Origin of the sequence: Streptosporangium sp. NPDC049046, from assembly GCF_040649155.1 — a bacterium.
Taxonomy (GTDB): Bacteria; Actinomycetota; Actinomycetes; order Streptosporangiales; family Streptosporangiaceae; genus Streptosporangium.
On sequence record NZ_JBEZEZ010000014.1, the window covers coordinates 101,574 to 116,773 of the forward strand.

15 protein-coding genes are annotated in these 15,200 nt (G+C 72.0%); 10 read left to right on the top strand and 5 right to left on the bottom strand.

Going from position 1 to position 15,200, the window contains the following annotated elements; translation table 11 throughout:
* Window positions 1-64: 64 nt before the first annotated feature.
* The 6 genes from AB0B96_RS21180 to AB0B96_RS21205 all read left to right on the top strand — a co-directional run bounded on the left by AB0B96_RS21180 (window position 65) and on the right by AB0B96_RS21205 (window position 6,748).
* Window positions 65-1,360 carry a Gfo/Idh/MocA family oxidoreductase gene (locus AB0B96_RS21180; protein ID WP_362900990.1) on the top strand — a complete coding sequence of 432 codons (1,296 nt, stop codon included), beginning with the start codon at window positions 65-67 and terminating at the stop codon, window positions 1,358-1,360.
* A gap of 97 nt (window positions 1,361-1,457) precedes the next feature.
* Window positions 1,458-3,152: a serine hydrolase domain-containing protein gene (locus tag AB0B96_RS21185; protein ID WP_362900992.1), complete on the top strand. Its 1,695-nt coding sequence runs from the start codon at window positions 1,458-1,460 to the stop codon at window positions 3,150-3,152.
* A 6-nt stretch (window positions 3,153-3,158) separates the two neighbouring features.
* Window positions 3,159-3,833 (top strand): response regulator transcription factor, encoded by a 675-nt coding sequence (locus AB0B96_RS21190; protein ID WP_362900994.1) that lies wholly within the window; start codon window positions 3,159-3,161, stop codon window positions 3,831-3,833.
* Complete coding sequence (locus tag AB0B96_RS21195; RefSeq protein WP_362900996.1) at window positions 3,830-4,891, top strand: HAMP domain-containing sensor histidine kinase; 1,062 nt, start codon at window positions 3,830-3,832, stop codon at window positions 4,889-4,891. Before AB0B96_RS21190 ends, AB0B96_RS21195 begins: the two co-directional genes overlap by 4 nt.
* Before the next feature lie 19 nt (window positions 4,892-4,910).
* Entirely contained in the window at window positions 4,911-5,420 is a 510-nt protein-coding gene (locus tag AB0B96_RS21200) for a MarR family transcriptional regulator (RefSeq protein WP_362900998.1), read from the top strand.
* Window positions 5,417-6,748: an MFS transporter gene (locus AB0B96_RS21205; RefSeq protein ID WP_362901000.1), complete on the top strand. Its 1,332-nt coding sequence runs from the start codon at window positions 5,417-5,419 to the stop codon at window positions 6,746-6,748. The genes AB0B96_RS21200 and AB0B96_RS21205 overlap by 4 nt, the downstream gene beginning before the upstream one ends.
* Before the next feature lie 68 nt (window positions 6,749-6,816).
* On the opposite strand, the gene AB0B96_RS21210 is transcribed toward AB0B96_RS21205, so the two are convergent.
* Complete coding sequence (locus tag AB0B96_RS21210) at window positions 6,817-7,563, bottom strand: hypothetical protein (RefSeq protein ID WP_362901002.1); 747 nt, start codon at window positions 7,561-7,563, stop codon at window positions 6,817-6,819.
* A gap of 237 nt (window positions 7,564-7,800) precedes the next feature.
* Entirely contained in the window at window positions 7,801-9,249 is a 1,449-nt protein-coding gene (gene argG / locus AB0B96_RS21215) for an argininosuccinate synthase (RefSeq protein WP_362901004.1), read from the bottom strand.
* A gap of 132 nt (window positions 9,250-9,381) precedes the next feature.
* On the opposite strand from argG, the gene AB0B96_RS21220 reads away from it, so the two are divergent.
* Window positions 9,382-9,879, top strand: a complete 498-nt coding sequence (locus AB0B96_RS21220) for a DUF2975 domain-containing protein (protein ID WP_362901006.1) — start codon at window positions 9,382-9,384, stop codon at window positions 9,877-9,879.
* Entirely contained in the window at window positions 9,879-10,100 is a 222-nt protein-coding gene (locus tag AB0B96_RS21225; protein WP_350946189.1) for a helix-turn-helix transcriptional regulator, read from the top strand. Before AB0B96_RS21220 ends, AB0B96_RS21225 begins: the two co-directional genes overlap by 1 nt.
* A gap of 64 nt (window positions 10,101-10,164) precedes the next feature.
* Here the strand turns inward: AB0B96_RS21225 and AB0B96_RS21230 are convergent, their stop codons facing one another.
* Entirely contained in the window at window positions 10,165-11,616 is a 1,452-nt protein-coding gene (locus tag AB0B96_RS21230) for a PLP-dependent aminotransferase family protein (RefSeq protein WP_362901008.1), read from the bottom strand.
* A 127-nt stretch (window positions 11,617-11,743) separates the two neighbouring features.
* On the opposite strand from AB0B96_RS21230, the gene AB0B96_RS21235 reads away from it, so the two are divergent.
* Both AB0B96_RS21235 and AB0B96_RS21240 read left to right on the top strand, forming a co-directional pair.
* Window positions 11,744-12,979: an MFS transporter gene (locus tag AB0B96_RS21235; protein WP_362901010.1), complete on the top strand. Its 1,236-nt coding sequence runs from the start codon at window positions 11,744-11,746 to the stop codon at window positions 12,977-12,979.
* A gap of 124 nt (window positions 12,980-13,103) precedes the next feature.
* Window positions 13,104-13,592 carry a GNAT family N-acetyltransferase gene (locus AB0B96_RS21240; RefSeq protein ID WP_362901012.1) on the top strand — a complete coding sequence of 163 codons (489 nt, stop codon included), beginning with the start codon at window positions 13,104-13,106 and terminating at the stop codon, window positions 13,590-13,592.
* Between the two features lie 185 nt (window positions 13,593-13,777).
* Here the strand turns inward: AB0B96_RS21240 and pcaG are convergent, their stop codons facing one another.
* Both pcaG and pcaH read right to left on the bottom strand, forming a co-directional pair.
* Window positions 13,778-14,302 carry a protocatechuate 3,4-dioxygenase subunit alpha gene (pcaG, locus tag AB0B96_RS21245; RefSeq protein ID WP_362901014.1) on the bottom strand — a complete coding sequence of 175 codons (525 nt, stop codon included), beginning with the start codon at window positions 14,300-14,302 and terminating at the stop codon, window positions 13,778-13,780.
* Between the two features lie 49 nt (window positions 14,303-14,351).
* A complete protein-coding gene (gene pcaH, locus AB0B96_RS21250; RefSeq protein WP_362901016.1) occupies window positions 14,352-15,113 on the bottom strand; it encodes a protocatechuate 3,4-dioxygenase subunit beta in 762 nt (253 codons plus the stop codon).
* Between the last annotated feature and the right edge of the window lie 87 nt (window positions 15,114-15,200).

Below are 15,200 nucleotides of genomic sequence, written 5' to 3' on the forward strand. Positions count from 1 at the left end.
CCTGACGTGTGCCGTACGGCTCGCGCCGAGCCGTACGGCACACCTGCCACTTTCCCGTCCCCTGATGGAGTTCCTGATGCGATACGCCTTCGTCGGACTCGGCCACCGGGTGCAGCTGTACATCGACGCGCTGCTCGGCGAGTGGGGCGACACCGGCGAGATCGCCGCCCTCTGCGACGTCAACCGGACCCGGATCGGCTACTACCTCGACCGGATCGGACGCGACGTCCCGAGCTTCGCACCGCACGAGTTCGGCAAGTTGCTCCAGCTCGCCGACGCCGTCGTGGTCGCCACCGTCGACGCCGCCCACGCCCGTTACGTCGTCGCCGCGCTGGAGGCGGGCAAGGACGTCATCGTGGAGAAGCCGCTGTGCACCACCGCCGAGGACTGCGCGGCCATCGTCGAGGCCGCCGAGCGCAGCACCGGCCGGCTCGTCGTCACCTTCAACTACCGCTACTCGCCGCGCAACAGCGCCGTCCGCCGGCTGATCGCCGACGGAGCGATCGGCGACGTCGCCTCCGTGCACTTCGAGTGGGTGCTCGACACCATCCACGGAGCCGACTACTTCCGCCGCTGGCACCGCGACAGGTCCAGCTCAGGCGGGCTGCTGGTGCACAAGTCCACCCACCACTTCGACCTGGTCAACTGGTGGCTGGCCGACACCGCCCGCTCCGTCTACGCCCGGTCGGCGCTGCGCTTCTACGGAGCCGCCAACGCCCGCGCCCGTGGCCTGCGCGACCGGCCACAACGCGCTCACGGCGCACCGGAACTCGGCACCGACCCCTACCTCCTCGACATCTCCGCCGATCCCCGGCTCAAGCGCCTGTACCTGGACGCAGAGCACGAGGACGGCTACATCCGCGACCAGGACGTGTTCGGCGAGGGCGTGAGCATCGACGACAACATGGCCGTCCTCGTCGGCTACTCGCGCGGGGCGACGCTCACCTACTCACTCAACGCCCACGGCCCCTTCGAGGGCTACCGGGTGGCCTTCAACGGCACCGCGGGACGGCTGGAGCTGGAGGTCGTCGAACGCGCCTGGACCCCGCCGCGCGCCGCGATCGACCCGACCGCCGCCGACAAGGCCCACGCCCCCGGCGCCTTCGAACGGCTCGTCCTGCACCGGCACTGGAGCGAACCGGAGGAGGTCGCCATCCCCTCGGGCGCGGGCGGCCACGGCGGCGGCGACGCCCTCATGCTGAACGACGTCTTCCGCGGCGCGGGCGAGGATCCGCTGGGCCGCCAGGCGGGGCACCTCGCGGGCGTCGCCGGCGTGATGGTCGGGATCTCGGCGAACCTCTCCGCCGCGACCGGCGCCCCCGTTCTCCTCGACGAGGACGGCACCCGGCTCGCGAGCTGACCCGGTAGAACCAGGCGCGCCGTCGAAGCGAGCGGATCGCCCGGGGACGCGGAGTCGTTCACGTCAGGTTTGCAGGGCGGAGCCTAACTTCGCTCCCATGCGAAAGACTCTTCCAGCGATCACGGCCGTCTTGATGGCGGCGACCCTGGCGGCGTGCGGCGCCGGTCCCGGTGGCCCGCGACCGCCGCGGGCCACCGAGTCCGGCGCCACCCGGTGCGACCACCGGCTGGAGGTGGCGTTCGGCGCGTGGGCCGACGCGGGGTTCAGCGGATCGATCGCGATCCTCGAAGGCGGCAGGGCCACCTGCCTCGCCGCCTACGGCACGGCGGACGACGCCACGGGAAGGCCGAACACTCCGCAGACGGTGTTCAGCATCGGATCGGTCACCAAGGCGTTCACCGCGGCGGCGGTGTTCGCCCTGGTCGAGGAGGGAAGGCTCGCGCTCGACGACCGGGCGGGGAAGATCCTTCCCGAGCTGGGCGGCGCCGCGGCCAAGGCGACGGTGAGGCAGTTGCTGCTGCACACCGGCGGGCTCAACGGCTCACACGGTCACGGTGACTACGAGCCGCTCGACCGGGACGCCGCAGTGGCGGCGATCGGCGCGTTGAAACCGGCCTTCAAGCCCGGCCGCGGCTACCTGTACTCCAACGCCGGCTACACCTTGCTCGCGCTCATCGTCGAGAAGGCGTCGGGCAGGAGTTTTCGCGCCTACCTGGCCGAGAGGGTCCTGCGACTGCCCGACGGCCGGGTCGCGGGAGGATTCTGGGAGGGCGAGCCGGCCGTGACGGGGCCTCGGGCCGTCGGGCGGCTCGACAACGGCACGATCGGCCGCTCAGGCGGCTTCGCCGGGCCGTACTGGGCGGTGGAGGGCAACGGCGGCCTCGCGATGACCATGCGGGATCTGGCGACCTGGACGCACGCGCTGTTCACCGGAGGGCTGCTCTCCCGCGAATCGGCCGAGATCATCGGCAGGCCGGGGCACGATCTGAGCGGCGGCAGGTCCGAGACCCCGGGGTGGGTGGCGTTCGACGGGTCGCTGTTCGGCGAGCCGTTCCTGAGCACCGCGGGGGGCGGCGGCGACGTCGGCCACAACACCGCCGTCGCGTGGATCCCCGGGCAGGAGCGGGTGGTCGCGATATCGGCGAACAAACCGGAGGTGAGCGCCGAGGACCTGCTGCGGGTGGTGGGGCCGGCGCTGCTCACCGGCGGCCCGCTGCCCACCCCCACCGCGGCGGCCCGCGGCGTCGGCGATCTCGCCGCTATCGTCGGGTCGTACGAACTGAAGACGGGAGGCTCCCTCGACGTGAGCACCTCCGACGGCGGGCTGACGGTCTCGGCCACCGGCCCCGACGCGGTCGCGGCGCTGTTCCCGCCCCGCGATCCCACCGCGGGCGATCCGCGCGGGCACGACGAGCGCGTGCTGGCGCTGCTGGCCGGTAAGACGCAGGAGGGCCGCAAGGAACGCGCGTCCCTTGAGGCCGCCTTCGGGCCCCTCGGCGCCGTCACACCTGCCGGCACGGTGACCGGCGGCGGCCAGGTGCGCACCTACGTCACCCTCACCGCCGGAACGCGACCGGTCCTCGGCTGGTACTCCGTCAACGAACAGGGGGGTATCGAGGCGGCCGAGGTTCCCACGAAGGCCCCGGAACTGACCTTCGTCGCCTCCGGAGACGGCCGCTACCGTCCCAACGACCCGGCCGGCACCGGGCCGCGGGTGAGCCTCTCCTTCAGGGACCGGCAGCTGCTCGTCTCCCGGGCGGACGGGACGACGTCCGCACGACGGACCGACTGACGCGCCGTGCGTATCCTCCTCGTCGAGGACGACCCCGATCTGGCCGAGGTGGTCGCCCTCGGCCTGCGCAACGAGTCGTACGCGGTCGACCTGGCGGCGACCTACCGTGAGGCGGAGGAGGCGCTGCGGACCACGGCCTACGACGTGGCCTGCTTCGACCTCTCGCTGCCCGACGGCGACGGGCTCGACCTGGTGCGCCGGCTCGCCGGCGATCCCGACCTGCACCGGCCCCGGCGCACGCTCGTGCTGACCGCCCGCGACGCCGTCGCCGACCGGGTGGCCGGGCTGGACGCCGGCGCCGACGACTATCTCGTCAAGCCGTTCCACTTCACCGAGCTCGTCGCCCGGTTGCGGGCGCTGGGCCGGCGCGCCGACGAGCACGGATCGATCCTGCGGGTGGGCGAGCTCACCCTCGACCTCACCGCTCACCGGGTCTGGCGGTCCGGCGTCGAACTCGATCTCACCTCGCGCGAGTACGCGCTGCTGCGCTATTTCATGCACCATCCCGGCGTGACGCTCTCGGCCGAGGACCTGCTGGAGCACGTGTGGGACGCCCACGCCAACCCCTTCACCGCCTCGGTGCGGGTCATCCTCAGCCGACTGCGCAGGAAGCTCGGCGAGCCCGCCCTGATCTTCACGATCACCAATGTCGGCTACCGGCTGAAGAGGCCCCCCTCATGATCCGTCCCTGGCGGTCACTGCGCGCGCGCCTCGCCGTGCTCGGATTCCTCGCGATCTACCTCCCGGTTCTGCTGCTGTTCGGCGTGATCCTCGTGACCGACACCGAGACGACCTTCCAGACGCTCGACGGCGCGACAAGCGTCCGGAGCACCTCGGTGCACCGGTCCGCGTGGGTCAGTTGGACCATCCTCGCGCTCGCCCCGGCCGCCGCCGCGCTGGCCTGGTGGTGGGCGGGCCGGGCGACGGCCCCGATCGAGCGGGTCCGCGCGGCGGCCGACGACATCGGCGGAACGGACCTGAGCCGGCGTATCGCCCTGGAACGCGGGCCGGCCGAGGTGATGGCCCTGGCCGCCGCCTTCGACGCCATGCTCGACCGGCTGGAGCAGGCCGCCGCCACGCAGTGGCGGCTGATCGACGAGACCAGCCACGAGCTGCGCGTACCGCTGTCGGTGCTGATGACCAACGCCGAGGTGCTCCTCGACCACCCCGCGCCCACCGTCGAGATCTACCGGCGAGGGCTGGAACGCTCGCGAGCGGCGTCCGAGCGGCTCCAGACGACGATCGACCACCTGCTGGTCGACGCCCGCGCGCGGGCCCGCGCCGTCGACCGGCGACCGGCCGACCTGATGGCCCTGGTACGCGGCGTCGTCGAACACGCCGGCGTGCTGGCGGCAGGCAAAAAGATCGGCCTGTCGGTCACCGGCCCGCCCAGCGCCGTGTGCTCCGTCGACGAGCCCACCGTGAACCGCGCGATCTCCAACCTCGTCGACAACGCGATCAGATACGCCCCGGCCGGCTCGCGGGTGGAGATCGACGTCGAGGTCGGCGACACCGAGGCGACGCTGGTCGTGACCGACCACGGCCCCGGCATTCCCGCCGACGAACGGGAACACGTCTTCCAGCGCTTCTGGCGTGGCCGGCGCGACGTCCCCGGCACCGGTCTCGGCCTGCCGATCGCCAGGCAGATCGCCCTGGCCCACGGCGGCGACCTCACGCTGGATCCTCCCCCTCCGACCGGCGGCTGTGCCTTCCGGCTCACCTTGCGCCGCTTTATATGAGCACTGTTATATTAGTGCTATGACATCTTTTGACCCCACCGCCTCCCCCGGACGATGGGACGCGGTCCACGCCATGCTGGCCACCCTGGACGCCCAGATCGAAACCGTGTACGCCGAGCGGGGCATCGAGGGAGTGCGCCCCAGGTTCGCCTATCCGCTGATCCGCCTCGCGCACACCGGCCCGCTGACGATCCGTGAACTCGCGGACTCACTGGGCCGCTCGCACTCGGCGATGAGCCAGACGATCACGGCGATGCGACGCGAAGGGCTGGTCGACTCCGAGCTCGGCACCGACGCCCGCACACGCCGCATCACCCTGACCGGCCGCGGCCGCGCCCTCATCCCCTTCCTCGAGGCCGAGTGGCGCGCGACCGAGGCCGCCGTCGCCGAGCTCGACGACGAGGTCCCGCACGCGCTCAGCGCCGTCGTCGCCGAGCTGGAGCGCGCCCTGGCACGGCGGCCCATGCGAGACCGGATCCTCGCCCACCTCGACGAGCCGTCCGCCGCCCCGGCGGAGCCGTCCCCGTGACCTGGCGCGAACAGCTGATCGACGTCCGTCCCCTGCGCACCAGCCGGCCTTTCCGCGACCTGTGGATCGGATCCTCCCTCGCCTCGCTCGGTCAGCAGGTCGCCGGGGTCGCCGTCCTCCTGCAGGTCTGGGACCTCACCCGCAGCCCGCTCTGGACCGGCGCCATCGGCCTCGCCACAGCCGTACCCCTCCTCGTGCTCGGACTGGTCGGCGGATCGCTCGCCGACGCCGTCGACCGCAGGAACCTCGTCCGCGCCACCACCGCGGGCCAGGTCCTGATGGCCGTGGGCCTCGTGGCGCAGGCCGCCGCGGGCAACCGCTCCGTCCCGCTGCTGCTCGCCCTGATCGCCGCGCAGTCCGGCTGCGCGGCGCTCGGAGCCCCGGCGAAGCGCACCTTCCCCGTCCGATTGCTCCCCGCAGACCAGGTCGCCGCCGGGCTCGCCCTGCAGAACGTCGCCTTCCAGGCCTCCATGCTCGCCGGACCGGCCCTCGCCGGCCTCGTGCTCGCCCGGTGGCACTATCCCGCCGCGTACGCGATCCAGGCCCTCGCCGGCGTCGCGTCGCTGATCGCCGTGATGCGGCTGCCCGCGATGGCCGTCTCACGCACCGGCGACGAGCGGCCGCCCGCCGACGGCGCGCACCGGCCGCGCGGTCCGGCCGACGGAGGCCGGCGGATCATCCTGCGGCGCCCCACCCTGTGGGGCGCCTTCGCCACCGACCTCGCCGCCACGGTCCTCGCCATGCCGATCGCGCTCTTCCCTCTGATCAACGAGATCCGCTTCGAGGGCGACCCCCGGACGCTGGGGCTCTTCCTGTCCGCGATCGCGGTCGGCGGGCTCGGTGCGGGCCTGCTGTCCGGAACCGTCACCCGACTGCGTCGCGGCGGCCTCGTCCAGCTCGTCGCGGCCACACTCTGGGGTCTCGCCCTGGCCGGCTTCGGCCTGGCGGGGCCGCTCTGGCTCGCCCTCGGCTGCCTCGTGATCGCCGGTGCGGCCGACACCGTCGCCGTGGTCACCCGCAGCGCACTGGTCCAGCTCGAGACACCCGACCGTTACCGCGGGCGGGTCTCCTCGGTCGAGCACGTCATCGGCGTCGCCGGCCCGGAGGCCGGCAACTTCCGCGGAGGACTTCTCGCCTCCCTCACCTCCGCCCCCGTCGCGCTCGTCGCGGGCGGCCTCGCGGCCGCCCTCTGCGTCGTCGCCGTCGGCCTGGTCAACCGCCCCCTGCGCGACTACCGCACCCCGTCCGGACGCGAGGAACGCGAAGCACTTGATGCGCCTCCACTTCCCGACGCGGCACCCGATCGCGAGATGTCACCCGGGTGCTGAGCCGCACGTGGTTCGCCGGAGACGGCGGACGGCACGCCCCCCGGCTATGAACACCGTCACGAACGCCGTCACGAAGGAGCTTCGCGCGACGCGGCCCGCAGAGAGGCGGGCGGTTCACCGCCGCCGGCCACCTGCTCGATCAGTTCGAGGACGGCTCCGGGGCCGCCGTTCACCCGGAGCCACCGGCTCACCCGGCACGCGGCCTTGGCGTACGCGTCCGGGTCGGCTTTCGCCGTGCGCAGCCACTCATCGAGCGTCCGAGGCGGCGCCTCCCCCTCAGGAACCCGGCAGCGGTCACCGGCCGTGTCGGGCTTCAAGTAGCGGAGGTCGTCGGAGACCACGACGGCCAGTCCCTCGTCGAACCACTGCGGGAGCGGCGCCGCACCGGACCCGAGGCGGGCGTGCACCTCGACGTGCGACATCTCGTGTGAGGCGATCACCGGGTTGACACCGCCCGGCGACAGCATGATCGCACGGTTCAGCACGGCGATCCCGCGTTCCCCGCCGCCGCCGATTCTGCGGTAGCACGAGGCGGTGAGGCAGGCCAGGATGTCGGGAGAGCTCCGGCGCCCGCCGTAGAAGTCCGCCACCCGCCGGTCGGCCGCGTCGATCACCTCCACCACCTGCCGCTCCCTGTCCGCCGTCAGGCCGGACTCCACGTACAGGCCCGGCCTGACCTGTCTCATCCCGTAACAGGTCGGGCAGGTCGTGGCCGCGAGCGAAGGGAAGGCGAGCGCGGTGCCCGCCACCGCGGCCACGACCAGCCCCGCGACGACGACCGGCAGCCACCGCCACACCCTGTACTTCCGGCTCATCACACCACTCCCCATGTCGACGTCGCCGACGAGCGCGGCGCGGTCGCCGCCGTCCGATTCCCGACCGGCTCGATCGTCCCCCAGTTGCTCAACGCCTCCTGAACGATAGGGAACGCGACCGCCGCGACGGCCTCACCGGGCTCGCCGGGCTCGCCGACCTGCCCGGGCGTGGCGATCCGCGCCTCGACACGGACTCCGTGAGACCTCGGCGGGAGGTGCTCACCTACGTCATCTCCGTCAGTCGGTGCCGAACTCCATCGCGGCGCGGTCGAGCATCTCGTCGTCGCCGGAGACCTCGCCGCGTGAGGCGATGGCCTCCGCGCCTCCGCGTGGCATCGCGCCGATCAGCCCGGTCGAGGCCGCCTGGGCGGCGCCGATGAGCGCGGGATGGGTGGTGCCGACCATGCCGAGGCCGGCGTACTGCTCCAGCTTGGCGCGCGAGTCGGCGATGTCGAGGTTACGCATGGTGAGCTGGCCGATCCGGTCAACCGGGCCGAACGCCGAGTCCTCGGTGCGCTCCATCGACAGCTTGTCCGGGTGGTAGCTGAAGGCCGGTCCCGAGGTGTCCAGGATCGAGTAGTCCTCACCGCGGCGCAGCCGCAGCGTCACCTCTCCGGTGATCGCCGTGCCGACCCAGCGCTGCAGCGACTCTCGCAGCATCAGCGCCTGCGGGTCGAGCCAGCGGCCCTCGTACATCAGCCGGCCGAGCCGCCGTCCCTCGTTGTGGTAGCTCGCCAGGGTGTCCTCGTTGTGGATCGCGTTGACCAGCCGCTCGTACGCCGCGTGCAGCAACGCCATCCCCGGCGCCTCGTAGATGCCCCGGCTCTTGGCCTCGATCACCCGGTTCTCGATCTGGTCGGACATGCCCATGCCGTGCCGCCCGCCGATCGTGTTCGCCTCCATCACCAGGTCGACGGGGGTGGCGAACTCCTTGCCGTTGATCGTCACCGGGCGGCCCTGCTCGAAGCCGATGGTCACGACCTCGGGGGCGATCTCGACCTCGGGATCCCAGAAGCGCACGCCCATGATCGGGTTCACGGTCTCGATGCCGGTGTCGAGGTGCTCCAGGGTCTTGGCCTCGTGGGTGGCGCCCCAGATGTTGGCGTCGGTCGAGTATGCCTTCTCGGTGCTGTCACGGTAGGGCAGGCCGTGGGCGAGCAGCCACTCCGACATCTCCTTGCGGCCGCCGAGCTCGGAGACGAAGTCGGCGTCCAGCCAGGGCTTGTAGATGCGCAGGTGGGGGTTGGCGAGCAGGCCGTAGCGGTAGAACCGCTCGATGTCGTTGCCCTTGAACGTCGAGCCGTCGCCCCAGATCTGCACGTCGTCGTCGATCATCGCCCGGACCAGCAGGGTCCCGGTGACGGCGCGGCCGAGCGGCGTGGTGTTGAAGTAAGGGCGTCCGGCCGAGCGGATGTGGAACGCGCCGCAGGTGAGCGCGGCCAGGCCCTCCTCGACCAGCGCCGCGCGGCAGTCGACCAGGCGTGCGATCTCGGCGCCGTACGCCAGCGCGCGGCCGGGCACCGAGGCGATGTCGGGCTCGTCGTACTGGCCGATGTCGGCGGTGTAGGTGCACGGAACGGCACCCTTGTCGCGCATCCACGCGACGGCGACCGAGGTGTCGAGGCCGCCGGAGAAGGCGATGCCGACGCGCTCGCCCGCGGGCAAGGAGGTGAGAACCTTGGACATGAGACAAGAGTATGCATCACGACGCATGACTATGCAAAATTCCGACCCTCCACCTCTCGGAGCAGCCCGACTTCTTGCCGAGCCTATCGAAAATCGATATATTTACATCGTTGATCGATAGAAGGAGAGACGATGGGAAGATTAACGGTGCTCGCGCTTCGCGCCGTGCTCGTGGTGTTGCTCGCCGGATCGGTGTTCGTCCAGGCGGTGATGGTGCCGCTGTTCGCCGTCGACCTGGAGGCGCTCGACGCGGACGTCGCGTACCTGCGCGCCCCGCTCCTCGTGATCGTCTTCCTGGGCGTCGTCACGATCCAGGTCGTCCTGGTCTGCGTGTGGCGGCTGGTGACGATGGTGCGACGCGGAACCGTGTTCTCCCACGCCGCCTTCCGGTACGTTCACATCGTGATCGGCGCGATCACGGCGGCCGCCCTCCTGGTGTTCGCGCTCGCGGTCGTCCTGACGCCGGGCGACCCGGTCCCCCCGGGCATGGTCCTGCTGATCTGCGGGGCCGCCACGGCGGTCCTGGGGGTGGCGCTCGTCGTGCTCGTGCTGCGGATGCTGCTCGCCCAGGCCGTCGCACGCGACGTGGAGGCGGCCCGGATGCGGGCGGAACTGGAGGAGGTGATCTGATGCCGATCACCGTCGACATCGACGTCATGCTGGCCAAACGGAAGATGTCCGTGGGCGAGCTCGCGGACCGCGTCGGGATCACACCCGCCAACCTGGCGGTGCTCAAGAACGGCCGCGCCAAGGCGGTGCGCTTCACGACGCTCGCCGCGCTCTGCGAGGTGCTGGAGTGCCAGCCGGGAGACCTGCTGCGCTGGCAGGCCGAGGACGCCGCGGACGGATGAGGCCGGCGCCCGGCGCCGGGATCCGGCGGTCCGTGTCAGTGCCCCCCACGTCCTCCTGCGCCGATCACCGGGATCTCAGCGTCTCGCGGAAGCTCTCCGCGAGCAGTCTCAGACCGGGTTCGACCCTCTCCGTGGGGATCGAACCGTACCCGAGCAGCAGTCCCGCCCGCGTGGAGGTCTCGCCGTAGTAGGGGGCGAGGTCCTGCAGCGCGATACCCGCCTTTCGCGCGTACGCCCTCACAGGAGCCGTGTCGGTCCCGGCGGCCGGGGTCAGATAGGCGCAGAGGTGGAGGCCGGCGGCGGAGGGAACCGGCTCCAGCCAGTCGCGAAGCTCATGCCGCAGGACGGTGACGATTCGCTCGCGGCGGGCCGCGTACTCGCGCGTCGCCCTGCGGACGTGCCGCCCGAGCAGGCCCTCGTCGATGAAAGCGGCCAGCGCCGCCTGGCTGGAAAGGTCTCCGCACCAGTCGGTGAGCCGCTTGGCGGCACGCAGGGCGGGCTGGAGCGAGGCGGGGGCGACCAGGAAGCCCAGCCTCAGCATCGGCAGCATCGTCTTGGAGAAGGAGCCGACGTAGATGACGTGGCCGCCGCGGTCGAGGCTCTGGAGCGGTTCGAGCGGACGGTCCTCGAAACGGAACTCGCTGTCGTAGTCGTCCTCGATCACCACGGCCCCACGCCGCCCGGCCCATTCGAGCAGCGCGGCGCGGCGGCCGAGGGACATCGGCATCCCCAGGGGGAACTGATGCGACGGTGTGACGTAGACGAGGCGGGCGGAGTCGGGAAGGGCCGCCACGTCCAGTCCCTCCTCGTCGACGGGGACGCCGACGACCCGCGCGCCCAGCGACTCGAACAACAGCCTGGCCGGAGGGTAGCCGGGCTCCTCCACGGCCACGCGGCAGCCGGGCTCGATCATGACGCGGCCGATCAGGTCGAGTGCCTGCTGGGCTCCCTGCGTGACGAGAACGTCGTCGGCGCCCGCCCGAACGGAGCGGGAGAGGCCGACGTGGCGGGCGATCGCCTCTCGCAGTCCCGCGTGTCCTGAGGGGTCGCCGTAACCGGCGGAGCGCGCCAGCGCCGGGCGCAACTCGCGGGTGACAAGCCTGCGCCACGTTTCGAGCGGGAACAGCTGCCCGTCGGGAACGCCCACCCCGAAGTCGTAGACCGGTTCCCCTTCCGGTTCGGCCGGCGGTGCGGTCTCAAGGCGCCAGTGGCGGCGGGGACGTACGCCGCCCGCGGGCGCGTTCCTCGAACGGACTTCGGCGAGGGGCCCGGCGAGGGGCTCGGTGCACACGAAGGTGCCCGCCCCGACCTGGCCGACGAGAATTCCCTCGGCGGCCAGCCGCTCGTAGGCGACGGCCACGGTGTTGCGCGACACGTCGAGCCGCCGCGCCAGCTCCCGGGTCGCGGGCAGGCGCTCCCCCGGGCGCAGGCGGCCGTCGAGGACGGCGTCCAGGAGCTGCCGGTAGATGCGGGCGGACAGGTCGCCGCGCCCGCTGAGGCTCACGTGAAAATCCATCTCGCCCTCCCACATTGGCCCAATGAGTTGACCGCATATTGGATCTTATGCGGGGTCAATCGGCTCCCTAGGGTTGCCCCTGGGCCGGCGAGGAGCCATGTCGGCCACGTAGCGACCGAGGAGTCCCGTGTTCAGCCGGATCATGCCCCCTGCCGGGCCGCCCAGAGTCCTCGCCCTCGCGCAGCTCACCAATTCCATCGGGGACGGCGCGTACTACGTGTGCTCGGCGCTCTACTTCATCCGGATCGTGGGACTCTCGCCGACCCAGGTCGGCTTCGCGCTCACACTCGGCTGGGCCGTCGGCTTCGTGGCGGGGGTCCCGCTCGGCCACCTCGCCGACCGCCGTGGACCTCGCGGCACGGCGGTCCTGCTCGCCGTCGCCACCGCCGCCTCGGTGGGCTCGTTTCTGTTCGTCCGCTCCTTTCCCTGGTTCGTGCTGGTCGCCTGCCTGTACGCGACCTCGCAGTGCGGTCTCGCCGCGGCCAGGCAGGCGCTGCTCGCCGGGCTGGTGGACAGGGGCCGGCGCACCCGGATCCGGGCCCACCTGCAGGCGACGGCGAACGCCGGGCTGGCGGTCGGCGCCGCGCTCGGCGGGGTGGCACTGCACCTCGACACCCGGGCCGCCTACCTGACGGTCCTCGCGATGGACGCGCTGAGCTTCCTGCTCTCGGCCCTGATCCTGCTCCGTCTTCCCTCGGTGCCGCCCACCGCGGCCGCGCCGGCGGGCGAACCGGCACTGGCGGTGCTCAGGGACAGGCCGTACGCGCTCGTCTCCCTGCTCAACATGGTCACGCTGCTGAACATGCCGCTGCTCAGCCTGGTCATCCCCCTGTGGATCGTCCAGCGGACCGAGGCCCCGAGCTGGACGGTCTCGGCCCTGCTGGTCCTCAACACCCTGGGCGTCGTGCTGTTCCAGGTACGGGTGGCCCGGCGGGTCACGGATCTGGAGACCGCCTCCCGGTCCGTACGGCGGGCAGGTGCGGTGCTGTTCGCCGCGTGCGCGGTGTTCGCCCTGTCGTCGGCCTGGTCCTCGGCGTGGGCCGCCGCGTTCGTCCTGCTCCTCGCGGCCTGTCTGCAGGTGTTCGGCGAGATGGCGCACGCCTCCGGCGCCTGGGAGATCGGGTTCGATCTCGCCCCCGCCGACAGGCAGGGCCAGTACCAGGGTTTCTTCGGATCCGGTGCGGCGGTCGCCAGGATGCTCGGCCCCCTACTGCTCACGACGCTGATCCTCACCTGGGGAACTCCGGGTTGGCTGGTGCTCGGCGGCCTGTTCCTGCTGGCAGGCCTCGCCACGGGACCGGCCGTGCGCTGGGCCCTGCGGACCCGGCGCACGGAGCCGATCACGGCGACGGGTGGCCGGTGAGACGGACAGCCCATGCCGCGGTGGAAGCGGTGGCGCGCTGCCCGCGCCGGACCGCCCCCGCTTTCCCGCTTTCCCGCGAAAAACGGTTTGTGGCTCCACCACCTCGGACAGCATGCTGGACGTCGTGCCGATCAGAGATGCGACGCCCGGCGACTGGCCGGCGATCTGGCCCTTCCTCCACCGGATCGTGGCCGCCGGTGAGACCTACACCTGGGACCGCGACGTCAGCGAGGAGCGGGCCCGGGAGATGTGGTTTCCCGAGCCTCCGGGCCGCACGGTCGTCGCCGTCGACACCGACGGGACCGTCCTGGGCTCGGCCAAGATGAATCCCAACCACATGGGGCCCGCCTCGCACATCGCCAGCGCGAGCTTCATGGTCGACCCCGGCCACGCCGGGCGCGGCGTCGGGCGGGCCCTGGGCGAGCACGTCCTGGAGTGGGCGCGCGCCGAGGGCTACCGGGCGATGCAGTTCAACGCCGTCGTGGAGACCAACACCCGGGCGGTGGCACTGTGGCGCTCGCTGGGCTTCGAGGTGCTGGCGACCCTGCCGGAGGGCTTCGAGCATCCGGACAAGGGCTACGTCGGACTGCACATCATGTACAGGTCCCTCTGATCGCGCGGCGCCGGTGGGGTCGCGGGTGACCGCGACCTCCCGGCGCCGTGACCGTGGAGGTGCTTCTCGCGCCGGGTGTCACGCACCGCGGGGCGGACGGACTCGCTCTCGGTGGATGTGCGCTCCGCCCCCCGATGTCGTGCACGGTGCGGCGGACGGACTCGCTCGCGGTGGACGGCCGGTGTTCAGCCGAGGTCGAAGAAGATCGTCTCCTTCTCGCCCTGCAGGTGGACGTCGAAGCGGTGGACGCCCTCTCGCTCCGGCGTGGCCAGCAGCGTGTGCGCGCGCTCGGACGGCATCGAGTCGAGGAAGGCGTCGTGGGCGAGGTAGATCCGCGTGTAGAGGTGGTGCAGCAGGCCGCGGGCGAACACGCACACGCTGATGTAGCCGTTGCCCGGCACGAGGGTGCGCAGCGTCCAGCGGCCGTCGGCGTCGGTGGGAACCCTGCCGAAGCCGGTGAAGTCGACACCGTTCCTGCCGAGAACCGCGCCGTTCACCGCGTCGCGGCGCAACGTGCCCGGCGCGCCGGTGAGGTCGCCGGACGGGGCGGCCTGCCAGAACTCCAGCAGCGCGTCCGGCACCGGGGCGCCGGCGCCGTCGTAGACGTGGCCGTGCACGATGATCCCGCCGGTCGCGATGTCGCCGCCGCCGGGGAACGGGAGCGCGTAGCCGTAGAAGGGGCCGACGGTCTGCGAGGGGGTGGGGGTCATCGAAACTCCTTGAGCGCGGAGACCCCGGGCTTCGGCCTTGGGGAGGACGTCAACGGCTCTCCTCCGTCCAGGTGGCGGCGGGGCCGTCCAGGACGATGTCCCACCGGTAGCCGAGGGACCACTCGGGGACGGACAGGTCGTGCTCGTAGGCGGCGACCAGGCGCTGCCTGGCCCGGTCGTCGGTCACGGAGTTGAGGATGGGGTCGTAGGGGAACAGCGGGTCGTTCGGGAAGTACATCTGGGTGACCAGGCGCTGGGCGAAGGCGGTGCCGAAGACGGAGAAGTGGATGTGCGCGGGACGCCAGGCGTTGACGTGGTTGCGCCACGGGTAGGCGCCGGGCTTGATCGTGGTGAAGGCGTAGCCGCCGTCGCCGTCGGTGAGGCAGCGGCCCACCCCGGTGAAGTTGGGATCGAGCGGGGCCGGGTGGTCGTCGCGCTGGTGCGGGTAGCGGCCGGAGGCGTTGGCCTGCCATATCTCCACGAGCTGGCCGCGCACCGGGCGCCCGTTCCTGTCCAGGACGCGGCCGTGCACGGTGATGCGCTCGCCCAGCGGCTCGCCGAGATGCTGCCTGGTCAGGTCGGCGTCGAGCGCGGTGACGTCGGTGACGCCGAAGACCGGCCCGGTGAGTTCGGCCGCGTCCGGGTCCTTGAGCGCGATCAGCGGTTGCCCTGGGTGACGGAGCGCGGTGCTGCGGTAGGGGGCGTAGTCGCGGGACGGGTGGTGCCTCTCCCCGCCGTCCCCGGCTACGCGGAGCTCGCGGAGCTCGGCGATCTCGCGGTCGATGTCGGCCTGCGTGGGCGGTGTTGACATGAACTCCTACCTTCCGGGAACGAGGGCCGGACTCCGGCCGGAGCCGGACGCGAGGGTCCTGGTGTCGTACGCGGCGGGATCGTCGGC